This window comes from Streptomyces caelestis (genome assembly GCF_014205255.1).
In the GTDB taxonomy this organism is placed as follows: Bacteria; Actinomycetota; Actinomycetes; order Streptomycetales; family Streptomycetaceae; genus Streptomyces; species Streptomyces caelestis.
The window spans coordinates 2592923-2616494 of the sequence record NZ_JACHNE010000001.1; the positions used below are offsets into that span (position 1 = coordinate 2592923).

The window sequence follows — 23572 nt, forward strand, 5'->3', positions numbered from 1 at the left end:
GCCGGGGGTCAGGGGCTCGTCGAGGAACAGTGCCCCTGCCGCCACCGCCACCGCCGGGTTGACGTAGGTGATCACTGTCGCCCGGGTCGGGCCCGCCTCCTTGATCAGTTCCAGGAAGGCGACGAAGGCGATCGCCGTGCAGAGCACTCCCAGTCCGGCCAGGGCGGCCAGGACCTCGGGGGCCGGGACCGAGGTCGGCCGGGTGAGCGCGGCCGCCGGGGCGTAGACGAGTGCGGCCAGGGTCAGGCAGAACGCCGTGAGCTGGAGGGACGGGACTTCCTTCAGGTGGCGGGCGGCTATCAGAGGGGCGATCGCGTAGCCGAGGACCGTCAGCAGGACCTCGCCGAGGGAGCGGGCGTCGCCGCCGGTGAGGTGCGGGATCGTGAGGACGGCCACGCCGCCCAGGCCCAGCGCGAGGCCCGTCACGCGGCGCACGCCGAGCCGTTCCGTGTCGCCGAAGAAGCGGGCGAAGAGCACGCCGACGATGGGGACGCCCGCGATCAGCAGGCCGGCCGTGGAGCTGGACAGGTGGCGTTCGGCGTCCGTCAGCGTCCACCAGGGGCCGATGATCTCGATGCACGCGAAGGCCAGGAGAGGGCGCCAGTGGGTGCGGACCGTGTGGGTCAGGCGGCCTTGGCGCAGGGCGAAGGGGAGCAGGAGCGCGGCGCCCAGCGCGTGAACACCACCATGGACGGGGACACGGCGTCCACCGCCACCTTGATCATCAGGTAGGGGACGCCCCAGACCACTCCCATCAGGGAGAACAGGAACCAGCCGCGTGCAGTCATACGGCGAGTTTCGGCCGCCTCAGCCTGCCGCGTCTTGAACGCTGTTGCGGTACGCCGCCGGGGTCACGCCCAGCACGCGGCGGAACCAGCGGGTGAGGTGCGCCTGGTCGGCGAAGCCGACGAGGCCCGCGACCTCAGCGGGGCGCAGGCCGGTTTCCAGCAGGCCGCGGGCCCTGGCCACGCGGTGCTGCGCGAGCCAGGCGTAGGGCGGTACGCCCATCGTCGTACGGAAGGCGCGCAGCAGTTGGTAGCGGGACAGGCCCAGGTCGGTGGCGAGGTCGGCCAGGGAGGGGGGTTCCAGCAGCTCGTCCGCGAGGCGGTCGCGTACGGCCCTGGCGATGTGGCCGGCGCCGGGCACGGTGTCCTCGCTCGCCCGGGCCGTGGAGTGCCGGCGGGCCAGGGCCGTGAGCAGCCAGGGCACCCGGGACTCGGCCTCCAGGGCGTCTGGGCAGGCGCTGATGTCGGTGTGGGCGGCGCGGAGGGCGGTGGCCAGTTCCGGGTCGTGCAGGACGGGGTCGCGGAAGTGCGGGGGGCCGCCGAGCGTGCCGTCGGTGAGGAGGGACGGCTCGGCGTACAGGGCCTGGTAGGCGTAGCCCTCGCAGGCGGCCGGGCCGCCGGTGTGCATCTCGCCCGGTTCCAGGACGACGATCGAGCCGGGGGAGGAGTGGATCACCCCGCCCCGGTACGCGATGACCTCCGACCCGCCGACCGTGACGCCGACGGTGAATTCCGCGTGCGCGTGCGGAGCGTAGACGTGCCGGTCGAAGTGGGCGGTGAGGAGGTCCAGCGGCGGCCCGCCCCGCCCCAGCCGCGCCCTGGCCCAGCGGGCCTGCTCCCGCATCCGCCCCCGTGTGCTCACCTCGTACTGCCTCCCCGCCTCACAGGGGATCAGAGGAAGTCGGTGGTGTCCAGGTCGAAGGCGAAGGGTTCCGGGAGGGTGATGGACTTGCCGAGGGGGCGCGTGCAGTGCTCGCGGTAGTCGTCCTTCTCGGGGTCGCTGAACAGCGTGATGGAGGAGGCTTCGCGGTCGACCAGCAGGTAGAGGGGGATTCCGCCTCGGGCGTAACACCGGCGTTTGGCCTCGCGATCGGCCTTCGGCTTGGTGGAGGTCACCTCGAGGACCATGGTGACGCCATCGCAGGGCATCCAGGAGTCGGCGCCCCGGTAGAGCCGCAACTCCCTGGGCGCGAACGTGCCGTCAGGGATCACACGATCCTTCGGACAGTTGCCTCCACTCCGCAAGATCAAGCCCTTGGTCCCGGCGAACTGCATCCTGGTCCGGGAACGCGTGTGCACCTGTTCCACGATCAGTCCGATGTAGTCCTCGTGATCCCCGTCCGGCGGCGGCGTCACAACGATCTCCCCCTCGATCAGCTCAGCCCGGAAACCCTCCGGGGTGTCCAGGGCGAGAAAGCCCTCCAGCAGGACCTCTTCCTGCGTGAGCGGCTCGTGGGCCATGGCAGTCATGTCACGCCCCTCCTTCGGTCGCTCGCCAGACTGGGACATCGCCGAACCACCCGTCCGTGAGATCGGGAACCGTTCCCTCGATCGTGGCACACGATCATGGCCGCCGTCACAGGCCACAGCCGGTCCTTGACCTTGCCGCAACGCCAACGTCTCTACTGGTCCCATGCGGATCGGAGAACTCGCCGACGTCGTCGGTGTCACCACGCGGGCCGTGCGGCATTACCACCCTCTGGGGCTGCTGCCCGAGCCGGAGCGGCGGGCGAACGGGTATCGGGAGTACGGGCTGCGGCACGCTGTCGTGCTGGCGCGGATCCGGCGACCGACCGAGTTGAGGGCTGGGGCTCGCGGAGGGCGGGACGTGCCGGCGGACGACGCGAGCTCGACATCGAGGTGGGGTCCCGGACCACCGTCACGCTCGAACTGACGGAACCGGTCACGCACGTCACCTTCTTCTCGCGGCACCGCGACGTACGGGTCGTCCGCTTCCACGCCGACGACGCCGACGGCCTGGTCCGCGCCCTCGGACAGGCGCGCGTCCGAGGCCCCGTACGCTGTCGGCGGAGTTCGATCGAAGGAGTACCCGTGCTTGTCCTGCTGCCGCCGTCCGAAGGCAAGGCCTCCTCCGGCCGCGGTGCCCCGCTGAAGCCGGAGTCGCTGTCACTGCCGGGGCTGACCGCAGCCCGCGAGGCCGTCCTCACCGAGCTGGTCGAGCTGTGCGCCGGCGACGAGGACAAGGCGCGCGAGGTGCTCGGGCTGAGCGAGGGGCTGCGCGGCGAGGTCGCGAAGAACGCGGAGCTGCGCACGGCGGGGGCCCGGCCGGCCGGGGAGATCTACACCGGGGTGCTGTACGACGCTCTCGGCCTGGCGTCCCTGGACGCCTCCGCCAAGCGGCGTGCCGCGCGGTCGCTGCTGGTCTTCTCCGGGCTGTGGGGAGCGGTCCGGGTGACGGACCGGATTCCGTCCTACCGGTGCTCGATGGGTGTGAAACTGCCGGGTCTCGGTGCGCTGGGCGCGCACTGGCGTACGCCGATGGCGTCGGTGCTTCCCGAGGTGGCCGGGGACGGTCTGGTGCTGGATCTGCGGTCCGCCGCGTACGCCGCCGCGTGGAAGCCGAAGGGCGAGGTCGCCGGGCGGACGGCGTCCGTGCGGGTGCTGCACGCGCCGACCCGGAAGGTCGTCAGCCACTTCAACAAGGCGACGAAGGGGCGGATCGTACGCAGCCTGCTGACCACCGGGGCCGCCCCGAAGGGGCCGGCCGAGCTGGTGGAGGTGCTGCGGGACCTCGGGTACGTCGTGGAGGCGGAGGCGCCCGCGAGGGCGGGGCAGGCGTGGTCGCTGGATGTGCTGGTGACCGAGGTCCACTGAGCATCACCAGGGGCAACATCATCATTGCGGGATACGCAATGGGCTTTGCGCATGCTGTTGAGTCGGCAGCAAAAACGGCCATGGCCCCCTCACCCCTGCCCGCCTCCGTGCTGGGCCTCGCGCCTGTCGTGCCTGTCGTCGTCATCGACGATGCCGGTGACGCCGTGCCGCTGGCGCGGGCGCTGGTCGCCGGTGGGCTGCCCGCGATCGAGGTGATGTTGCGGACGCCGGCGGCTCTGGAGCGATCCGGGAGATCGCCGGGCAGGTGCCGGAGGCGGTGGTCGGCGCCGGGTCGGTGATCAGCCCTGGGCAGGTCACGGACGTGGTGGTCGCGGGCGCCCGGTTCCTGGTCAGTCCCGGCTGGACGGATGTGCTGCTGCCGGCGATGCGGGGCTCCGGTGTGCCGTTCCTGCCGGGAGTGTCGACCACCTCGGAGGTCGTGGCGCTGCTGGAGCGCGGCGTGCGGGAGATGAAGTTCTTCCCGGCCGAGGCGGCGGGCGGTACGGCGTATCTGAAGTCGCTGGCGGGGCCGCTCCCCCAGGCCCGGTTCTGCCCCACGGGCGGCATCGGCCCGGCCTCCGCGCCGGACTATCTGGCCCTGCCCAACGTCGCCTGCGTCGGCGGGAGCTGGATGCTGCCGCAGGACGCGCTCGCGGCCCGCGACTGGGGCCGGGTCGAGGCGCTGGCCCGCGAGGACGCGAAGTTCAGCGCAGGTGAGACGTGTCGTTGAGGAGCCTGACGCTGGCGTTGCCGTCCGCGTAGTACGCGACGACCGACAGGGACGCGGCCGACAGTTCCATCCGGAACAGCGACTCCGGCGGGGCGCCGAGGGCGAGCCGGACGAACGTCTTGATCGGGGTCACGTGCGTGACGAGCAGAACCGTGCGGCCCGCGTACGCCGCGATCAGCTTGTCGCGGGTGGCGGCGATCCGGGTGGCGGTCGCCGCGAAGCTCTCGCCGCCGCCGGTGGGTTGGGCGTCCGGAGAGGCCAGCCAGGCGTTCAGGTCGTCCGGGTACCGCTCGCGCACCTCGGCGAAGGTGAGGCCCTCCCAGGCGCCGAAGTCCGTCTCGCGCAGCCCGTCGTCGACGCTCACGTCCAGGCCGAGCCGGGCGGCGACGATCCCGGCGGTTTCCCGGGTGCGGGCGAGCGGCGACGACACGATCGCCTGGATCGTGCCCCGCCTGGCGAGCAGGACCGCGGCTCGCTCGGCCTGCTCCCGGCCGGCATCGGAGAGGGACGGGTCGGTGCCCCCACTACCGGAGAACCGCTTCAGCGGCGTCAACAGCGTCTCCCCGTGCCGCAGCAGCACGAAGGTGGCGGGGGCGCCCATGTCGGCGGGGGCCCAGCCAGGGGTGGCAACGGCTTTGGCGGCATGGGCGTCGGTGTCGGCCTTGGCGGCATGGGCGTCGGTGTCGGCCTTGGCGGCATGGGCGTCGCCGTCCGCCCTCGCCGAGCCACCGTCAGCACCAGCCCCGGCGGAAGCCCCGCCCGACCCGGCAACGGCCTTGGACGCACGGGCGTCGATATCCGCCCTCGCCGCACGGGCGTCGGCATCCGCCCCGGCGCCACGAACGTCCGCGTCGGCGCTGGCCGCACGAACATCGCCGTCCGCCTTCGCCGAGCCACCGTCAACACCAACCCCGGCGGAAACCCCACCCGACCCGGCAACGGCCTTGGCCGCACGGGCGTCGGCATCCGCCCTCACCGCGCGAACATCCGTATCCACCCCCGCGCCACGAACATCCGCGTCGGTGTCCGCCCTCGCCGAGCCCGCGTCAGCCCCAGCCGACGCGCCGTCGCCGCCCCGCCGCTCCGTCCCTCCGCGGGCGGAAGGCGGCACGGGAGAAGGCCCGGTTTCCGGGTCCGAGCCGGTCGGCGTGGCGGAGACGCGCCCCGCTGTCAGGGCTTCACGGGCCCTCGCGGCGCCCGCTGCCGCGTCACCGGGCGGGCCTGGCGGGGTGACAGCCCCGGCGGAGGTGTCCAGCTCCGCCGTCGAGGTCGAAGCCGACCACTGTTCTCCCCTGGACCCGGCGTCCATCGCCTCGTTGGCCAGCCGGTCCGCGTGCTTGTTGTGCTCTCGTGGGATCCACTCGTACGTCACGCGCCCGGGCGGGAAGATCCGGGCCGCGTCCGCCGCCAGTGGCTTCATGGCGGGGTGCTTGATCTTCCAGCGGCCCGACATCTGCTCGATCACGAGCTTGGAGTCCATCCGGACGTGGACCGTCGCGGCCGGGTCCAGTTCGTGGGCGGCGCGCAGGCCGGCGAGGAGGCCGCGGTACTCGGCGACGTTGTTCGTGGCGACGCCGATGTACTCGGCGGCCTCCCGCAGCGTCTCACCCGTCGCCGCGTCGCTCACCACGGCCCCGTAGCCCGCGGGCCCCGGGTTGCCCCGCGACCCGCCGTCGGCCTCGACGATGAACTCCCGCACCGGAAGGACTCCCTGCGGCCTAGATACCGGACTCGGACGTGCGCACCAGGATGCGGCGGCAGTTCTCGCAGCGGATCACCGTGTTGGGCGCCGCGTTGCGGATCTCGCTCAGCTCGGTGATGGCGAGCTCCTGCCGGCAGCCCTGGCAGCTGCGCGCGTACAGCTTGGCCGCGCCGATGCCGCCCTGCTGCTCGCGCAGCTTGTCGTAGAGCTTGAGCAGGTCGGCGGGGACCGAAGCGGCGATGACCTCGCGCTCCTTGGTGACCGTGGCGATCTCGCCGTCGATCTCCTCGAAGGCCGCGTCACGGCGCGCGGTCGCGTCGTCGATCTTCGACTGGACGGAGCCGACCCGCTCGGTCAGCTCGGCCACGCGCTGCTGCGCGGACTCCCGGCGCTCCATGACCTCCAGCACCACGTCCTCCAGATCGCCCTGACGCCTGGCGAGCGAGGCGATCTCGCGCTGGAGGTTCTCCAGGTCCTTGGGGGAGGTGACGGCGCCGGAGTCCAGGCGCTGCTGGTCGCGGGTGGCGCGCTGGCGCACCTGGTCCACGTCCTGCTCGGCCTTGGTCTGCTCGCGGGCGGTGTCGCTCTCCTCGGTCTGCGCGGCCACGAGCAGGTCGCGCAGCTGGGTGTGGTCCTTGGTCAGCGACTCGATCTCGGCGTGCTCGGGCAGCGACCTCCGCCGGTGGGCCAGCTGCTGGAGGCGGACGTCGAGGTCCTGGACGTCGAGGAGTCGGATCTGGTCGGCGGGCTCGGCGTTCAGTTCGGGGCTCCCAGGGGGTCAGAAGAGGAAGGGGGGCGCGAAGCGCTCGTTGGAAGGGCGGTGGCGGGTGACGGGTGGGCGGAGGCCGCGTGGGCGGTCCAGGGGTCGGTGACCGTCTTCGAGACGTGGACGCGCAGGTCCCATCCGTGCCGGTCGGAGATCTCGTCGAGCTGGCTCGCGGCCAGCTCGCACCAGGGCCACTCGGTGGCCCAGTGCGCCGCGTCGAGCAGCGCGAGGGGGCTGTGGGCGCGGGCCTCGGAGACGGGGTGGTGGCGCAGGTCCGCCGTGAGGAAGGCGTCGACGCCCGCCGCGCGCACCTGGTCGAAGAGGCTGTCGCCGGAACCGCCGCTGACGGCGACCGTGCGCACGAGCGCCTCGGGGTCACCGGCGACGCGGATGCCCTGCGCGGTGGCGGGCAGCCGCTCGGCGGCGCGGGCGGCGAGCTCGCGGACGGTCAGCGGGTGGTCGAGGGCGCAGACGCGGCCCAGTCCCCGGCGGCCCTCGGGATCGGTCGGGTCCGGCACGAGCGGCCCGGTGACCCGCAGGTCCAGCGCGCCCGCGAGGGCGTCGGAGACGCCGGGGTCGGCGGTGTCGGCGTTGGTGTGGGCGACGTGCAGCGCGATGTCGTTCTTGATGAGGGTGTGGACGACACGGCCCTTGAAGTGCGTCGCCGCGACCGTCGTCGTGCCGCGCAGATAGAGCGGGTGGTGGGTGACGAGCAGGCCGGCGCCCAGCTTCACCGCCTCGTCGACGATCTCCTGGACCGGGTCGACGGCGAACAGGACGCGCGTGACCTCCTGGTCCGGGTCGCCCGCGACGGTGCCGACCGCGTCCCAGGACTCGGCCCGCTCGGCGGGCCACAGGCTCTCCAGCGCGGCGATGACTTCAGACAGACGGGGCACGGGTGCAAGGCTACCCGTCTGATCTGTGGCGTTGAACCGCCACCGTCCCCGTCACCCGGCTGTCGCCCCGCCCAGCACACAAGCCCCCACCTCCTCAGGCGAATCGTTCCTGGAACACCCTTATGTGTGAAGTCGGGACCCTGCGGATTCCCCGCCCGCACGTACGAAAACTACGTTCGTCACTGGAGGTGACCGAACGATGACAGCGTGTGCGATCGAACCTTCGGCGGGACACGAGGACGACGGGGTCGCGCCGGCAGGATGCACACTCACCGCGGACGGCGCCTACGCCGCACGCCTCGCGTCGGCCGGCGACTCCTGGTTCCCGGAGCGCTGGACCCTGGACGGCCCCGAGCCGTACGCGGTCCCCCTGCCCCGCAACCAGCCGGAGGAACCCGGCACCGAGGTGCAGCCGATGGGCGACGGGCGGGTCCTCATCCACCGTCTGGTGGCCGGGCGGCACGCCTTCTCGCTGCTGTACCCGACGGGGCCCGGCACCGGTGAGCTGCCCCTGGGCGTGGTCGAGTGCCCGGACGACACGGCCCGGCTGCGGCTGCTGCCGCCCGCCCCCGGCGGCAGGCGGGCGTACGCCCTGGCCGTCGGCCCGCGTTCGACGACGGTGTGGCTGGTGGCGGGCGGTGCCTTCGGGCCCGAGCGGCTGGCCGAGCTGCCCGGCCGCTGCTCGGGCGGGGTCTGGCTGGACCGTACGGGGCGGCTGCTGGCCCTGGACCGGGAGGCCGGCGGGCGCACCAAGGCGGTCGTGGTGGACCTGGAGCGCGGCGGCGAGGTGTCGCCACTGCTCCAGATCGCCGCCGACAGCGACGACCGGCTGCTGCTCGCCGACCACGACAGCGGGCTGCTGCTCATCCGCTCGGACGCGCCCTCGCCGGGGCAGGACCGGCTGGGCTGGGGTGTCCTGGGCAGCACACTGCCGGTGCGCTTCCCGGAGTGCCTGCGGCTGCGGGACTGCGCCGTCACGCCGTTCGCGATCCAGCCCGGGCAGATACTGGCGCCGGAGAGCTGCGCGGTGGCGCTGCGCGTCGACGGGCCGCGCGGCAGGTGGGTCGGCGTGTGGCGGCCGTCCGAGCGGCGGGTGCACCATCTGCCGGCGCCCGAGGGGTGGCTGGCGGGTGCCGGCCTGTGGACGCCGGAGGGGGTGCTGCGCCTTCCGTACGCGACGGAGGCCGAGCCGTGCGGCGTGGCACAGGTGAGCCCGCCGGCGGCCGTGGCGTCCGAGCCCGGCGCCATGCCGCCGCCACCCGGGCCGGGTCAGAGCCCGGACGCGCGAGCCGCCGGCGCGCCCCCGGCCACGGGACACCCCCCGCAACCGGCGCCTCCCGCAAGAGCACACCCCGCGCAACCGACGCCTCCCGCACCGGGCCACCCCCTGGAACCGGCACCCCCGGCTCCGGAATGCTCAGCTCCGGAACACTCGGGCTACCACCCGCAGCACCCGGTACAGCCCGCCCCGCCAGCCGACCCCACGCACCCCCCGACCCCCTCCGCCCCCCGCCCGGTCCCGCTGCAGCAGGCGCCATTGGGACGGCTTGTAACGAACTAGTGCCGGTTGGCGTGGCCTCCTGGATCCGGGGTGCGGGGCGCCGGTTAAACTCGCCGGGCTGTAAGAAAGATCATGTTGACGGGGTGACTTCCATCCGATGAGCGACGCCAGCAAGAACCAGCGCACTGCCGACGTCCAGGCGATCTCCGCGGGCCACGGCCGGCACCGTGGTGAGATCTCCACGCAGGACGGCGAGACGGCTCCGCGCGGCCGCCACCGCAAGCCGGTGGCGGAGACCGAGCAGTCCGAGACGGCGGCCTGACGGAACGTCAGTGACCGGGAGGCGAACGGCCCCACCCCTCTATGACGGGTGGGGCCGTTTCCCGTGCTTCAGCCGCGCCCCAGCCCCAGCACCTCCACCGCCGCGAAGGTCTCCCCGGCCGGCCGGTCCGCGTAGTACGGACCGAGGAGGGCCTCCAGTTCGTCGTACGTGAAGGTGTCCTGCTTGCTGTCGAACTTGGCGGCGACGCGCGGCCGTTCGACGACGGCCACCATGCCGCCGTGCACCACGAGGAGCTGTCCGTTCACCCGGGCGGCGGCGGGCGAGGCCAGATAGCCGACGAGCGGGGCGACGTGCTCGGGGGCGAGCGGGTCGAGGCCGTTGCCGGAGGGCTGTTCGACGCCCGCGAAGACGTCCTCGGTCATCCGGGTACGGGCGCGCGGGCAGATCACGTTGGCGGTGACGCCGTACTTGCCGAGGGCGAGGGCCGTGGAGGTGGTCAGGCCGACGATCCCGCCCTTGGCGGCCGCGTAGTTGGGCTGTCCGGCGGAACCGGCGAGGAACGCCTCGGAGGAGGTGTTCACGATCCGCCCGTACACCTTCTCCCCCGCCCGTTTGGACCGCTCCCGCCAGTGGGCGGCGGCGAACCGGATGGTGTTGAAGTGCCCCTTGAGGTGCACGCGGAGCACGGCGTCCCACTCCTCCTCGGCCATCGAGAACACCATGCGGTCGCGCAGGATGCCCGCGTTGTTGACCAGGATGTCGAGCTTGCCGAACTCGGCGACGGCCGACTCGACCAGTTCGCGCGCCTGCCGGAAGTCGGAGACGTCGCCGGTGTGCGCGAGCGCGGTGCCGCCCGCCGCGCGGATCTCGGCGGCGACCTCCTCGGCGGGCCCGGCCGAGGCCTCGCCGGTGCCGTCCCGCCCGGGCTGCCCGTAGTCGTTGACGATCACGGCGGCGCCGAGCCGGGCGAGTTCCAGCGCCTCGGCCCGGCCGAGCCCGCGTCCCGCGCCCGTGACGATCGCGGACAGTCCCTTCAGCGGCAGCGGCATGGCGGTGTCCTCACATCTCGATGCAGGTCCGCAGGGCGGTCCCGGTCCGCATCTGGTCCAGGGCCTCGTTGATGTCGGCGAAGGGGACCCGGTGCGTGATCAGGCCCGCCAGGTCGACACGGCCCGCGCGCCACAGGGCGATGGTGCGTTCGTAGGAGCGCAGGATGTCGCCGCCGCCGTACATGGACGGCAGGATCCGCTTCTCGTCGAAGAACAGCTCGAACATGTTCAGCTGGAGGAAGTCGTCCATGGCGCCCGCGCCGACCACGACGAGGGTGCCGCCGCGCCGGGTGGTGTCATAGGCGGTCCGTGCCGTGGCGGACGTGCCGACGACCTCGAAGACGTAGTCGAAGCCCTCGCCGGCGGTGACCTGCTGCTTGGCGTCGGGGAGCTCGTCGGGCGAGACGGCCTTCGTGGCCCCGAACCGCAGAGCGGCCTCACGCCGGGAGACGACCGGATCGACGGCGACGATCTCGGCGGCCCCGCGCAGCCGGGCCCCCTGGATCACGGAGATGCCCACGCCCCCGCACCCGATGACCGCCACCGATGAACCCGCCGCCACGTCCGCCGTGTTCAGCGCGGCGCCCAGCCCGGTCGTCACCCCGCAGCCGATGAGGGCGGCGATGTCGAAGGGCACGTCGTCGGGTATCGGGACCGCGCACCCGGCGTCGACGACGACCTCCTCGGTGAAGGTGCCGGTGCCGGCCATGCCGAAGACGTCCCCGGCGGGCCGCCTGAAGTTGGGGGTGCCCGCGTTCATGAACCCGGCGAGGCACAGCTCGGTCTGCCCGCGCTTGCAGGCGGGACAGACACCGCAGGCGGACAGCCAGCACACGACGACCCGGTCACCGGCCCTCACGTGGCCGACGCCTTCACCGACTTCGAGGATCTCGCCCGCCCCCTCGTGCCCGGGCACGAACGGCCCGGGCTGCGGCAGCACCCCGCTCATCGCGGACAGGTCCGAGTGGCACAGCCCCGTGGCGCGCACCCGGATCCGCACCTTGCCGGGTCCGAACCCCACCGCCTCGACGTCGTCGAGGACCTCCAGCTTGTCCTGGCCGATCTCGTGCAGTACGGCTGCGCGCATGGTGCGGGCTCCCCTCGTACGGCGTGTGGGACTCAGGTGTGTTCGACGACGGTGTCGGCGAGGACGGGCACGTCGTCCCGCTCGACGGCGCTCACGGCGAGGCGCACGGAGCCCTGCCCGGGCCACATGCGGATCCGCAGGGTCTCCCCCGGGTACACGACCCCCGCGAACCGGGTGGCGTACGACCGCACCCGGGTCACGTCGCCGCCGAGCAGTGTGTCGACGACCGCCTTGAGCGTCATGCCGTAGGTGCACAGGCCGTGCAGGATGGGCCGGTCGAACCCGGCGCGCTTGGCGAACTCGGGGTCGGCGTGCAGCGGGTTCCAGTCCCCGGACAGCCGGTACAGCAGGGCCTGGTCCTCGCGGACGTGCCGTTCGACGACCCGGTCCGGCTCACCGGCGGGCGGATCGAGCCGCGTGGACGGTCCCCGGTCGCCGCCCCAGCCGCCCTCTCCCCGTACGTAGATCTGCGCGTCGTTGGTCCACAACGGCTCGTCTCCGTCGGCCACTTCGGTCCGCATGACGAGGACGGCCGCCTTGCCCTTGTCGTACACGGCGGCGATCCGGTTGGTGGCGGTGGCGGATCCCGTGGCCGGGATGGGCCGGTGGATGACGAGGCTCTGGCCGCCGTGCAGGACGCGGGCCAGGTCGACCTCGACGCCGGGCATGGACAGACCGCCGGTCACGCCGGGTTTTCCGGCGCCCGCGACGGTGGCGAAGCTCGGCAGGACGTGCAGCCGGGACTCCAGGGTGTAGCGCAGTTCGTCGGGGTCGGTGGCGGGGCTGCCCGCGCCGATGCCGAGGTGGTAGAGCTGCACGTCCTTGTGGTCCCAGGAGAGCTCGGCGGTCCGGGGTTCGGCCGCGAGCGCCTTGGCTGCGTCGATGGGCATGGGGCTCCTGATCGCCGGAGGAAGGACCTCGGTACGGCCGTCCGCACCGTCGGCCGCACCGAGGCCGTCTGGGATCGGACCGGCACGCGAACTGAAACGCGTTCCAGTCCCGCGCCCTCTGTATAGCCGAGGCCCCGGCAGTTGTGAAGGCTCCTGACGTCATGTCAGATCGACGTGGCGGTCACACGCCTCAGGATGGGGCGGAGCAGCGGCCTGCGGGGGCGGGACGTTCTCGCGGTGGCGCGGACGTGTACGTTGGCCGGTGGTCCACGCCCCCACACGGCGAGGGCGTCGGCAACGGCTAGGGGAACTGGAGCACATGGGACGCGTCGCCGTCATCACCGCGCCGAACATCGGATACCGCAACACGGGCATGCTGACCGTGGACTTGGCGTTCGAGTCCCTGCGGCGGCGGATGGACACCGCGTTCGAGGCCACCTGGTACACGCTGCACACGCCGGAGACCGTGCCGCTGCGCGACTGCGCGCGCGGCACCGATCTGCCGTTCCGCTTCCACCCGCTGGCCGAGCACCTCGACACGCTCCGCGACCATGACGCGGTCGTCTTCTGGGGCGACTTCCTGCACACCCGGCACTACTTGGCGCAGGACGCGACGAACCGTCTGCTCGACTTCGGCTTCGCCGCGGACCGGGACGACGCCCGGGGGCAGCTGAACCGGGCCCTGCTGTTCGCGGACCAGCCGGACGAGGTCCTCGCACGCACCCTCAGCTACGGCGGGACGATTCTGCACAACACGCAGTCCGACTACGAGGACAAGGAGTACGGCCCGCTGTTCTCCCGTCTGGTGAGGCGCAGCCACCGGATGTGGGTGCGGGATCCGCTCTCGGCGGCGAAGATCGCACATTTGCGCGGGGACCGTACGACCGACCACTTCGGTTCGGACGCGGCACTGCTGTCCCGCCCCGGCGACCTCGACCACCTCCCGACCACGCCGTGGTCCCGGTCGGTGCCCGACGGCGGCGCGATCGGCGTCTTCCTCGGCGCCCGTACGCCGATCCCCGACTGGCTGCCCGCCTTCTGCCAGGGCCTGTCCGACCGCTTGGGCGCCCCGTTGGAGTGGCTGCCCTGGTTCGACCGGGACGTCCCCGCGCCGGTCAGCCACATCGAGGTCCGTCCGGGGGATCACACCGTCGGCGACCTGGTCGGGGTGCTGCCCCGCTACCGGCTGGTCATCACGGACACGTACCACCTGGCCGTCAACTCCTGGGGCGCCGGTACCCCGGCGGTGTGTGTCGGCGCGCCCGAGCCGACCCCCAAGACGCACGACGACTACCTGACGCTGAGCGATGTGAAGAAGCACGTCTTCCACATGGCGTACGACGCGACGGACTTCTACCTGACCACCCAGGAGGGGCACGGGCAGGACCTCGACCGGCTCGTCCACCTGCTGGAGGGCGGCGGCGCCGAGGCCGTCGCGGCGCGCATCCGCGACCACGCGGACTACTCGGCGAGGGCGTTCACGCAGACGCTGACCTCACTGCTGGACTCCCCCCGCCCCGTGCCGGGCCCGTGACCGAACGGCCCCTCCGCGTGCGGCATCGAGGTCGTCGCGCGGGTGGCCACGGGGACGCGATGGGCGCGGCACGCGCGCCCATCGACCCGGACATCGCCCTCGCGAGGCCCCCCGGCCAGGGCCGGTCGCGGTCCTACGCCCCCCGTTCCGGGCCACGCCGCCCGTGTCTTTTCAGAGGCCCTGGCGCTCCCCCGCCCGCCGCGGCAGCCACAGCCACATCAGGACGGCCCCGGCCGCCAGCACCCCGGCCCCCACCCGGAACGCGAGTGCGTAGCCCGCTGTCAGGGCCTGCGGGGACGTGTGGCCCGCGGACTCGGCCGCCGCCAGGGTGGACAGGACCGCCAGGCCCAGGGAACCGCCCATCGTGCGGGACGTGTTGACCAGGCCGGAGACCAGACCGGCCTCTTCGGGGGCCGCGCCGGACGTGGCCAGGGAGGCGAGGGGGGTCGCCGCCAGGCCCGCGCCGAGCATCATGAGGACGCCGGGGACGAGGATCGCCGTGGCGTAGGGGCCGTCGGGTGTCATCGTGGACTGCCAGGCGAAACCGGCCACGGCGATCAAAGTGCCGAGCGCGGCGACGTTGCGTGGGCCGATCGGCCGCATCAGGCGGGGTGCGAGCTTGGAGCCGAGGATGACGGCGAGGGAGCTCGGGACCAGGGCGAGGCCGGCCTCGAGCGGGGTGTAGCCGAGGACGTTCTGCGCGTAGAGGGTCATGAAGAACCACATGCAGAACATCGCCGAGCCGCACAGGAACATCGAGACGTTCGCGGAGGAGACCGAGCGGGTACGCAGCAGACCGAGCGGCATCAGCGGACTGGCCGTGCGGGCCTCGACCGCGAGGAAAGCCCCGAGCAGGGCCAGCCCGGCGAGCAGCGGCAGCAGGGTGGCCGGTGCCGTCCAGCCCTCCGCCTCCGTCTGGGAGATGCCGTAGGCCAGCGTGCCGAGACCGGCCGTGACGAGCAGCGCGCCCGGCAGGTCGAGGCGCCGGCCGTCCCCGGCCCGGCCTTCGGTGAGGAACCAGGCGGCGGCGCACAGCACCACGGCGCCGATGGGCACGTTGATCAGCAGCACCCAGCGCCAGGAGAGCGTCTCCACCAGCAGCCCGCCGACCAGGCCGCCCGCCGCGCCGCCGCCGGCCCCGACCGCGGTCCAGGTCCCTATCGCCCGGGCTCGCGCGGCCCCTTCCGGCACCGACGCCATGAGGATCGTCAGCGTGGAGGGCGCCAGCACCGCCGCGCCCAGACCCTGCACGGCCCGCGCGAGCAGCAGTTGCCACTCCTCCTGTGCCAGCCCGCCGGCCAGCGAGGCCAGGGTGAACAGGCCGAGCCCGACGAGGAACATCCGCTTGCGGCCGTAGAGGTCCCCGGCGCGCCCGCCGAGCAGCATGAACCCGGCGAAGGCGATGGCGTAGGCGTTCACCACCCACTGCAGGCCCTGCTCGCCGAGCCCCAGCCCGGTCCGCATCGACGGCAGCGCCACGTTGACGACGGACACGTCCAGCACGACGAGGAACTGCCCGGCGCAGGTGAGCGCGACGACGAGCCACATCGGCGGCGCTCCGCGCGGACGCAGCCGGGACAGTCGGGGTATGCGGGCGCTGGCGGCATCGGCGGATTCGAGCATGGGTGTCATGCTCTCAACCGCCTTGCACCCCTTGCATCGGGATTTCACCGGCCGGTCCGGCCCCTCGGTCCCGGGACCTATCCGAGGCCGGCTCCGGTTCGGGGGCGGTTGCGGGGGCGGACGGTCATCCGCAGCCTGCGCGGCCGAACGGTGAGCCGGGCGACCTGGCGGATGACCTGGCCCTCGGCGAGTTCCAGCCGTACCGAACGCAGCATCGTCGCGAGCGCCGTGACCATCTCGGTGAGGGCGAGACGGTCCCCCATGCATTTGTGCTTGCCGTCCCCGAAGGGCAGGAACGCGCCCGGCGGAGGCTCCTGCGCGGGGTCGGTCCACCGGTCCGGGTCGAAGGTGAGCGGGTCGGGGAAGCGCTCGGGGTCGCGGTGCAGGGCGTGCTGGCAGTAGGCCAGTTCAGTGCCCGCGGGCAGCGTCCACTCGCCGAGCCGGGTCTCCTGGGTGGTGCGGCGGGTGACCAGCCAGCCCGGGTGGTGCAGCCGCAGGGTCTCGGTGATCACCCGGTTCAGGTACGGCAGCCGGGTCACGTGGTCGAAGGTGACCGGCCGTTCGCCGAGGACCTCGTCCAGCTCGGCCAGGATCCGGGCCTCGACACCGGGGTGGCGGGCGAGTTCGTACAGGGTCCAGGACATGACCGACGCGGTGGTCTCGGTGCCCGCCACGGCCAGGGTGAGGATCTCGGAACAGATCTGGTGCCCGGTCAGCGGCTCGCCGGTCTCCTCGTCGACGGCGCGCAGCAGCATGGAGAGCATGTCGCCGGTGTCGTGCCCGGAGGCCTGCAGTTCTTCGACGGCGGCGTTGACGGTGGCGCGCACGCCGGCCTGGGCCCGGTCGAAGCGGCGGTTGAAGGGCAGCGGCAGGCGCTCGGCCCAGTCGGGCAGCATGATGCGCACACCGACGTCGTTCAGCACCACCGACAGGTCGCTGCGCAGCCGGCGGAAGACGGCGTCGTCGAGGCTGCCGGCGAACACCGTCTTGGCCAGCATGTCGAGGCTGAGCCCGACCATCGCCTCGCGTACGTCGAGGCTCCGCCCGGGCTCCCAGCCGGCGACCGTGGCCGTCACCTCGGCGCGCATGATGTCGACGTACCGGCTGATCTCGGTGTGGGCGAACGCCGGTTGCAGCTGGCGTCGTTTGCGTACGTGGTTCCGGCCGATGGCGGTGACGACACTGTCGCCCAGCAGCTGGCCCAGCTTGTCGTAGAGCCGGCCCTTGTCGAGGGTGGGCCCCAGGGCCTTGAGCATCTGGTGGATCAGGGCCGGGTCCTGGACCACGACGGTGCGCGTCCCGGGTTGCAGGACGATCTCGACGAGTGGTTCCCGTGTCTCGCGCAGCGAATCGATGAAGCCGAGGTTGTCGCGCATCTTCAGAGCGTGGCCGATGAACGGAAACGATCCTGCGGCTCGGGGTATGGGGGGAGGCGCAGTGGACGTCACGGGTCATCCCTTCAGGGCAATCGTGGGCGCCCCTATGACTTCCCTGAACTTTCGCCGGCGCAATCCCGTCATGAGCGTGTCCTGCGCCACGCCCGACGCCGACCGAGGACACAGGCCCCGGACCCCGGGCCCTCCACGCAATCCCCCGGCGAGACCAAGAGAAGGTCAAGTTTTCATTAGGGTGCCAAAGCAAAGGAATAGTTGCCTGCACATACTAGGTTCAGATCCCACGTAACCCGACGCACCCCGGCCTGGAGGCCCTTTTCCATGACGCAGACGACGACAGACCGCACGGCCGGCAGAGCGAGCGGGGCCGTGGTCCCGGTGCTCGCCTTCGCGGGCATCGTTGTCGCGGTGATGCAGACCCTGCTCGTTCCGGTGATCAAGGATCTGCCGCAACTGCTGGACACCACCCCCGGCAACGCGACCTGGGTCCTCACCTCGACCCTGCTCTCGGGTGCGGTGGCCACCCCGATCATGGGCCGCCTCGGCGACCTCTACGGCAAGCGCCGCATGCTGATCCTGAGCCTGTCGGTGATGGTCGTCGGCGCCCTGGTCAGCGCGCTCACCAGCGATCTGCTGCTCATGATCACCGGCCGTACGCTCCAGGGCTTCGCGATGGGCGCGATCCCGCTCGGCATCGGCCTGATGCGCGACATGCTGCCCCGCGAGAAGCTCGGCTCGGCGATGGCCCTGATGAGTTCCTCCATAGGCGTCGGCGGCGGACTCGCCCTGCCCGCCGCCGCCCTGGTCGCCCAGCACACCGACTGGCACGCCCTGTTCTACGGCGCCGCCGGCCTCGGTGTCCTCGCCATAGCCCTCACCCTGCTCGTCGTACCGGAGTCCCCGATGCGGGCCGAGGGCACCTTCGACCTGCCGGGCGCGCTCGGACTGTCCGCCGGGCTCGTCCTGTTCCTGCTGCCGATCACCAAGGGCAGCGACTGGGGCTGGGCGTCGGGCACCACGCTCGGCCTGTTCGGCGCCGCCGCGGTCGTCCTGCTCCTGTGGGGCGTGATGGAGCTGCGCCTGAAGGCCCCGCTGGTCGACCTGCGCACCACGGCCCGCCCGGCCGTGCTCTTCACCAACCTCGCCTCGATCATGGTCGGCGTCTCCTTCTACGTCGTCTCCCTGGTCCTGCCCCAGCTGCTCCAGCTGCCGAAGTCCACCGGCTACGGCCTCGGACAGTCGATGGTCGTCGCGGGTCTGCTGGTCGCGCCGCTCGGCCTGACGATGATGTTCACGGCGCCGGTGTACGCCCGGCTGTCCGCGAAGTACGGCCCCAAGGTCACGCTGATCCTCGGCCTGATGATCATCGCGATCGGCTACGGCGCCGGCCTCGGCCTGATGACCGCCGCCTGGCAGAGCCTGGTCATCTCGGTCCTCCTGGGCGCGGGCATCGGCCTGGCCTACTCCTCGCTGCCCGCGCTGATCGTGGGCGCGGTCCCGGCGTCGGAGACGGGTGCGGCGAACGGCCTCAACACGCTGATGCGTTCCATCGGCACGTCGGTGTCGAGCGCCGTGATCGGCATGGTGCTGGCGAACACCGCGAACAACGTCGGCGGCGTCGAGATCCCCACCATGCACGGCTTCCGGGTCTCCTTCCTGATCGCGACGGGCGCGGTGGCGGTGGGTCTGCTCCTGGCGCTGTTCCTGCCGGGCCGACGCCCGTCGAACCAGCCGCAGCTGCGGGCCGGCAGCGAGGAGGACGCGGCGCTGGAACGCGCCGAGCAGATCCTGCGCGGTTTCCGGGGCCGCGTGCTGTCGGCCGACGGCACGCCGGTCGCCCGCGCCAAGGTCACGCTGATCGACCGCCGGGGCCGCCAGGCCGGCGCGACCCTCTCCGCCGAGGACGGCAGCTACACGCTCACCGTCCCCGACCCGGGCTCCTACGTCCTCGCCGCCCGCGCCACGGGCCACGCCCCGCTCGCCTCGACCGCGACCCACGCGGGCGACGAACAGCCGGTCGACCTCGACCTGTCGCTACCGGGCCAGAGGGTCCCCGCCTGACCCGGTTCCTCACCCGTACCCCCTGTCACCCCCCGGCAGGGGGTACGGCACCATGGGCGCCCGGACCGTCGTACGACCGGAAGGAACCCCATGCACGCGGCCCCCGAGTCCGAGATCCTGGCCGCGTTCGAGGCGGCGAAGGGGTTCATGCCCGTGGGCGAGGGGCTGGCCCTGTACGCGGCGGCGGTGGAGGCCGGGCGGCTCGGACTGCCGCTCCTGGAGGTCGGCACGTACTGCGGCCGGTCCACGATCCTGCTCGCCGACGCGGCCCGCGAGGCCGGGGTCGGCGCGCTGACCGTCGACCACCACCGCGGCAGCGAGGAACAGCAGCCCGGCTGGGAGTACCACGACCCGGAGACGGTCGACCCCGAGCTCGGCCTGATGGACACGCTGCCCATGTTCCGCCGCACCCTGCACCGGGCGGGCCTGGAGGACCACGTGGTGGCCCTGGTCGGCCGCTCCCCGCAGATCGCGGCGATCTGGCAGGCCCCCCTCGGCTTCGTCTTCATCGACGGCGGCCACACCGACGAGCACGCCACCGCCGACTACGAGGGCTGGGCCCCGCACGTGGCCGAGGGCGGCCTGCTCGCCATCCACGACGTCTTCCCCGACCCGCAGGACGAGTTCACCGGCCAGGCCCCCTACCGCGTCTACCTCCGGGCCCTCGCCTCCGGCGCCTTCACCGAGGTCTCGGCGACGGACTCGCTGCGAATCCTGCGGCGCACCGGCCCGGGCCTGTAGGGCGTGTCCGCAAAGTCCCGCCTGCCCTGCGACGCCCGGCACTCCCCCAAGCTCTTCGAGCAGGGGGTAGCCCCAGAGCACGCACCGAACGCCGCAGGGCCCGCCCTCCGGGCGGACGCGGGACTTTGCGGGCACGCCCCAGGAGACCGGCTGGGCGGGTGAACTGCGCGCCCTCCACCCCCTCCCGGTCGGCCCACTGGCGGCGTGGCGAGTCGGCGGGCGACCGCCGCTGCCCAAGGATCCGGGCGCGTGGCACACACCTTCGCAGAGCTCGTGGAGAAGCAGCGCGCGGCGGACGAGGCGTACGCCCGCGTGCGGCAACTGCAGGACGCGTACGGTCCCCCCACCCAGACCAAGTGGAGCGCCCAGCAGACCACCACGTGGGAGACCGCCTGGCGCGCCTGGCGCGACCTCGCCCGCGACGTGCAGGCAGCGGTGACCGCGTACGCGAAGCAGGAGGGCACACCCCGCCAGGAAGTCGAGGCGCGGGTGAAGGAGGCGGTACGGCACGGGGGCCCCGGCGGGAACGAGGACTAGCCGCCACCCGTTGGCCCGTCCTCGACCCGCTGCCCCCCGCGGACGGCCGCTAGGGTGGCACACGTGTCGTACGTAGGCCCGGACTTCGAACCTCCCCAGCCCCGCCGCTCCCGCCGCGGCCCCCTGACCGTCGCGCTCGCCGCGCTGGTGCCCGGGGCGCTGCTCGGCTGGCTCGTGTACGAGACGGCGGGCGGCTCGGGGGACGGAGGCGGCTCGGGTCAGGCGACCGTGCGGTCCTCCCCGCCTTCCGCGCCCTCCGCGTCGGGCGCGCCCACCGACGACGGCAAGAAGCCGAGCACCGCGCGGACACCGACGGCGTCCTCGACCTCCGCGCCCGCCCCGGCCTCCGGCCCGCTCAAGGGGAAGGTCGTCGTCATCGACCCCGGGCACAACCCGGAGAACTTCCAGCACCCGTCCGAGATCAACCGCAAGGTGAACATCGGGACGAACTGGAAGGAGTGCGACACCACGGGCACCTCCACCAACGACGGTTACACCGAGGCGAAGTTCACCCTGGACGTGGCGCACCGGATGCGCACGCTCCTCGAAGCGCAGGGCGCCACGGTGAAGCTGACGCAGGACGGCGACCGGCCGTACGGCCCCTGCGTGGACGAGCGGGCCCGGATCGGCAACGAGGCGAAGGCCGACGCCGTCGTCTCGGTCCACGCGGACGGCTCGGGCACCGGCAACCGCGGCTTCCACGTCATCCTGCCCGGCGCTGTCCACGCGGGCGCCGCCGACACCCGCGCGATCGTCGGCCCCTCCCGCGACCTCGGCGAGCGCGTCGCGGGCCGCTTCGTGGCCGTCACGGGCAGCGCGCCGTCCAACTACATCGGCGACGGCACCGGTCTCGTCACGCGTAAGGACCTGGGCGGTCTCAATCTGTCAACGGTTCCCAAGGTGTTCATCGAGTGCGGCAACATGCGCGATAGCAAGGACGCGGCGCTGCTGACCAGCGGCGCGTGGCGGCAGAAGGCGGCGCAAGGGATCTCTGAGGGAATCGTGCGTTTCCTGCGCGGGTAGCTCTCGGCAGGCTGATCCGGGCGGACACCCTGGTCGGGCGGACGATAGTGTCCGTTCGTACGATGAGGGGCTACCCCCACGCTTCACACCGGGGCCTGACGGCGACATGGTGACAGCGGCGCCTCTACCGACGACGAGACGACCTACGAAGGACCGACTGAAGTGAATATCCGCTCCCTCACTCGAGGCGACGGCGTGGTGATCGGTGCAGCGGTGTTGCTGTTGATCGCGTCGTTCCTCGACCTGTACTCGTTCGACAATGTCCCCGACAGCGTCGACCTCCCCAGCCTGTGGGGAAGCGGTCCGGTCGTGTTCAGCGTCGTACTGGCGGGGATCATCGGCGCCGCGCTGGTCGTCGTCGCCCGGGGACTGCCGCAGGTCCCGAAGATCGCGGGGCTCGAACTCGGCCAGCTCGGCGCCGCCTTCACCGTGTTCGCCGCCTGGAGCGCGCTCGGCAACATCGTCGACGTGCCCGGCGGCTTCGACAACATCGGCAGCAACGGGAGCGAGGGTGCTCCGAGCCCCGGCATCGGCCTGATCCTCGCCCTCGTCGCCACGCTGCTGCTGGCCGCCGCCGCCCTCGCCACGCCTCTCGTCCCGGCCCTCAAGGGCGCCCTTCTCCCGGCTCCCCGCCCGGCCGCCCCGCAGCCCTACGGCGCCCAGCCCCCCGGCGGTTACGGCTACCCCGGCGCCCAGCAGCCGGGCGGCTACGGCCACCCCCAGCCGGGACAGCCCGGGCCCGGGCAGCCGGGTCAGCCGTACGGCGGCCAGCCCCAGCCGCAGCCCCAGCAGGCCCAGGCCCCGCAGCCCCCGGCCGGGGACTTCTCGCCGTTCTGGTTCGCGGTGCCGGTCCCGCGCCCGCTGTTCGCCGAGGACGGCTCGCCGACGCCGATCGCCGAACTCGCCCCGGGTACCTGGTACCTGGCCGTCGAGCAGCGCGGCGCGGCCCTGGTCGCGCAGACGCAGGACGGCCGCCGCGGTGTCCTGCAGGACACGTCGGGCATCCAGCGCGGCTGAGCCCCTGAACGACGTACGGCCCCTCGCCCTTCCGGGTGGGGGGCCGTTGCCGTACAGTCGTCGCCCCGTCAGCTGACGCACCGTCAGGAGGCAGGCATGCGGCTCGGTCTCGCGCTCGGCTACTGGGGCCGCGGCCCTTCCCCCGACCACGTGCCGCTCGCGCGGGAGGCCGAGCGGCTGGGCTACGACTCGGTGTGGACGGCGGAGTCGTGGGGCTCGGACGCGTTCACACCGCTCGCCTGGATCGCGGCGCACACCTCCCGCATCCGGCTGGGCACGGCCGTCGCGCAGATGGCGGCCCGCCCGCCGACCACGACCGCCATGCACGCGCTGACCCTGGACCACCTCTCCGGCGGCCGCCTGCTGCTGGGCCTCGGACTGTCCGGCCCGCAGGTCGTCGAGGGCTGGTACGGCCGCCCGTTCCCGAAGTCGCCGCTGACCGCCACCCGGGAGTACGTCGACGTCGTACGGCAGGTACTGCGCCGCGAGGCCCCGGTCGAGTCGGCCGGCCGTTTCCACGCCCACCCCTACCGGGGCCCGGACGCCACCGGCCTGGGCAAGCCCCTCAAGCCGATCACCCATCCGCTCCGCCCGGACCTGCCGATCCTGCTCGGCGCGGAGGGGCCGAAGAACGTCGCCCAGACGATCCGGATCGCCGACGGCTGGCTGCCGCTGTACTGGTCGCCGACCCGGCCGGAGGTCTACGGCCCCGCCGTGCGCGAACTCCCGGAGAACTTCCTCGTCGCGCCCCTGGCCCAGGCCCGGGTCTGCGACGACGTCACCGAGGGCCTGCTGCCCGTCAAGGCGATGCTCGGCTTCTACATCGGCGGCATGGGGCACGCGGCCCGCAACTTCCACGCCGACCTCATGGCCCGCATGGGGTACGAGGAGGAAGCCCGCCGCATCCAGGAGTTGTTCCTGGCCGGCCGCCGGGAGGAGGCCGTCCTCGCCGTCCCCGACGCCTTCGCCGACGAGATCTCCCTGGTCGGGCCGCGCGAACGCATCGCGGAGCGACTGGAGTTGTGGCGCAGGGGTCCGGTGACCGACCTCCTCGCTCTCGCACCCGACCCGCACACCCTGCGCGTGCTCGCCGAGCTCAACTCCCGGTGAGCGGCGGC

The 23572-nt window shown here is 72.8% G+C and carries 21 protein-coding genes and 3 pseudogenes; 12 read left to right on the top strand and 12 right to left on the bottom strand.

The genetic code is table 11. The features are described from left to right. Nucleotides 1-15: 15 nt before the first annotated feature. The 4 genes and pseudogenes from HDA41_RS42680 to HDA41_RS11700 all read right to left on the bottom strand — a co-directional run. Nucleotides 16-672: pseudogene (locus tag HDA41_RS42680) on the bottom strand (DMT family transporter); the annotation flags it as partial. Beyond that, nucleotides 624-788 carry a hypothetical protein gene (locus HDA41_RS41175; protein ID WP_189944815.1) on the bottom strand — a complete coding sequence of 55 codons (165 nt, stop codon included), beginning with the start codon at nucleotides 786-788 and terminating at the stop codon, nucleotides 624-626. The pseudogene HDA41_RS42680 and the gene HDA41_RS41175, both read right to left, overlap by 49 nt. Before the next feature lie 19 nt (nucleotides 789-807). Beyond that, complete coding sequence (locus HDA41_RS11695) at nucleotides 808-1629, bottom strand: AraC family transcriptional regulator (protein WP_184993325.1); 822 nt, start codon at nucleotides 1627-1629, stop codon at nucleotides 808-810. A gap of 47 nt (nucleotides 1630-1676) precedes the next feature. After that, nucleotides 1677-2255, bottom strand: coding sequence for a Uma2 family endonuclease (locus HDA41_RS11700; protein WP_184983202.1), 579 nt, complete (start codon nucleotides 2253-2255; stop codon nucleotides 1677-1679). A 163-nt stretch (nucleotides 2256-2418) separates the two neighbouring features. On the opposite strand from HDA41_RS11700, the pseudogene HDA41_RS11705 reads away from it, so the two are divergent. From HDA41_RS11705 to eda, 3 genes and pseudogenes are all read left to right on the top strand, one after another. After that, nucleotides 2419-2631 (top strand): annotated as a pseudogene (locus HDA41_RS11705) (MerR family DNA-binding transcriptional regulator); the annotation flags it as partial. A gap of 206 nt (nucleotides 2632-2837) precedes the next feature. Further along, nucleotides 2838-3620 (top strand): peroxide stress protein YaaA, encoded by a 783-nt coding sequence (gene yaaA, locus HDA41_RS11710; RefSeq protein ID WP_184993327.1) that lies wholly within the window; start codon nucleotides 2838-2840, stop codon nucleotides 3618-3620. Nucleotides 3621-3700: 80 nt separating this feature from the next. Continuing rightward, a pseudogene (gene eda, locus HDA41_RS11715) lies at nucleotides 3701-4350 on the top strand (bifunctional 4-hydroxy-2-oxoglutarate aldolase/2-dehydro-3-deoxy-phosphogluconate aldolase). Here eda and HDA41_RS11720 read toward each other — a convergent pair. The 3 genes from HDA41_RS11720 to HDA41_RS11730 are packed head-to-tail and all read right to left on the bottom strand — an operon-like array spanning nucleotide 4325 to nucleotide 7714. After that, entirely contained in the window at nucleotides 4325-6049 is a 1725-nt protein-coding gene (locus HDA41_RS11720) for a histidine phosphatase family protein (RefSeq protein WP_184983203.1), read from the bottom strand. The pseudogene eda and the gene HDA41_RS11720 sit on opposite strands and share 26 nt — an antisense overlap. Nucleotides 6050-6068: 19 nt before the next feature. Beyond that, nucleotides 6069-6812, bottom strand: coding sequence for a zinc ribbon domain-containing protein (locus HDA41_RS42260; RefSeq protein WP_184993329.1), 744 nt, complete (start codon nucleotides 6810-6812; stop codon nucleotides 6069-6071). Continuing rightward, nucleotides 6809-7714 (bottom strand): Nif3-like dinuclear metal center hexameric protein, encoded by a 906-nt coding sequence (locus HDA41_RS11730; protein WP_184983204.1) that lies wholly within the window; start codon nucleotides 7712-7714, stop codon nucleotides 6809-6811. Before HDA41_RS11730 ends, HDA41_RS42260 begins: the two co-directional genes overlap by 4 nt. A 199-nt stretch (nucleotides 7715-7913) precedes the next feature. Between HDA41_RS11730 and HDA41_RS11735 the strand changes: the two genes are divergently transcribed. Then, a complete protein-coding gene (locus tag HDA41_RS11735; RefSeq protein ID WP_184983205.1) occupies nucleotides 7914-9275 on the top strand; it encodes a hypothetical protein in 1362 nt (453 codons plus the stop codon). Between the two features lie 97 nt (nucleotides 9276-9372). Next, a complete protein-coding gene (locus HDA41_RS11740) occupies nucleotides 9373-9537 on the top strand; it encodes a hypothetical protein (protein ID WP_184983207.1) in 165 nt (54 codons plus the stop codon). A gap of 68 nt (nucleotides 9538-9605) precedes the next feature. Here HDA41_RS11740 and HDA41_RS11745 read toward each other — a convergent pair whose 3' ends face one another. From HDA41_RS11745 to chsH3, 3 genes are read right to left on the bottom strand one after another with little or no spacing between them, the layout of a single operon-like run. Then, a complete protein-coding gene (locus HDA41_RS11745; RefSeq protein WP_184983209.1) occupies nucleotides 9606-10547 on the bottom strand; it encodes a 3-oxoacyl-ACP reductase in 942 nt (313 codons plus the stop codon). Between the two features lie 10 nt (nucleotides 10548-10557). Further along, on the bottom strand, nucleotides 10558-11634 hold the full coding sequence (locus HDA41_RS11750; RefSeq protein ID WP_184983211.1) for a Zn-dependent alcohol dehydrogenase: 1077 nt from the start codon (nucleotides 11632-11634) through the stop codon (nucleotides 10558-10560). Between the two features lie 32 nt (nucleotides 11635-11666). Further along, nucleotides 11667-12524, bottom strand: a complete 858-nt coding sequence (chsH3, locus tag HDA41_RS11755) for an enoyl-CoA hydratase ChsH3 (protein WP_184983214.1) — start codon at nucleotides 12522-12524, stop codon at nucleotides 11667-11669. Nucleotides 12525-12843: 319 nt separating this feature from the next. Here chsH3 and HDA41_RS11760 point away from each other — a divergent pair, with 319 nt between their 5' ends. Beyond that, nucleotides 12844-14058: a polysaccharide pyruvyl transferase family protein gene (locus tag HDA41_RS11760; protein ID WP_184983216.1), complete on the top strand. Its 1215-nt coding sequence runs from the start codon at nucleotides 12844-12846 to the stop codon at nucleotides 14056-14058. A gap of 171 nt (nucleotides 14059-14229) precedes the next feature. Here the strand turns inward: HDA41_RS11760 and HDA41_RS11765 are convergent, their stop codons facing one another. Further along, a complete protein-coding gene (locus tag HDA41_RS11765) occupies nucleotides 14230-15690 on the bottom strand; it encodes an MFS transporter (RefSeq protein ID WP_184983218.1) in 1461 nt (486 codons plus the stop codon). A 68-nt stretch (nucleotides 15691-15758) separates the two neighbouring features. Beyond that, complete coding sequence (locus tag HDA41_RS11770) at nucleotides 15759-17129, bottom strand: cytochrome P450 (RefSeq protein ID WP_184983220.1); 1371 nt, start codon at nucleotides 17127-17129, stop codon at nucleotides 15759-15761. 267 nt (nucleotides 17130-17396) lie between these two features. On the opposite strand from HDA41_RS11770, the gene HDA41_RS11775 reads away from it, so the two are divergent. The 6 genes from HDA41_RS11775 (at nucleotide 17397) to HDA41_RS11800 (ending at nucleotide 23564) form a co-directional block, all read left to right on the top strand. Further along, complete coding sequence (locus tag HDA41_RS11775) at nucleotides 17397-19136, top strand: MFS transporter (RefSeq protein ID WP_184983222.1); 1740 nt, start codon at nucleotides 17397-17399, stop codon at nucleotides 19134-19136. 90 nt (nucleotides 19137-19226) lie between these two features. Beyond that, a complete protein-coding gene (locus tag HDA41_RS11780) occupies nucleotides 19227-19877 on the top strand; it encodes a class I SAM-dependent methyltransferase (RefSeq protein WP_184983224.1) in 651 nt (216 codons plus the stop codon). A 249-nt stretch (nucleotides 19878-20126) separates the two neighbouring features. Continuing rightward, a complete protein-coding gene (locus tag HDA41_RS11785; RefSeq protein WP_184983226.1) occupies nucleotides 20127-20414 on the top strand; it encodes a hypothetical protein in 288 nt (95 codons plus the stop codon). 63 nt (nucleotides 20415-20477) lie between these two features. After that, entirely contained in the window at nucleotides 20478-21437 is a 960-nt protein-coding gene (locus HDA41_RS11790; RefSeq protein WP_184983228.1) for an N-acetylmuramoyl-L-alanine amidase, read from the top strand. 162 nt (nucleotides 21438-21599) lie between these two features. Continuing rightward, on the top strand, nucleotides 21600-22454 hold the full coding sequence (locus tag HDA41_RS11795; RefSeq protein ID WP_184983230.1) for a hypothetical protein: 855 nt from the start codon (nucleotides 21600-21602) through the stop codon (nucleotides 22452-22454). Nucleotides 22455-22550: 96 nt separating this feature from the next. Continuing rightward, nucleotides 22551-23564: an LLM class F420-dependent oxidoreductase gene (locus HDA41_RS11800; RefSeq protein WP_184983232.1), complete on the top strand. Its 1014-nt coding sequence runs from the start codon at nucleotides 22551-22553 to the stop codon at nucleotides 23562-23564. Nucleotides 23565-23572: the final 8 nt, after the last annotated feature.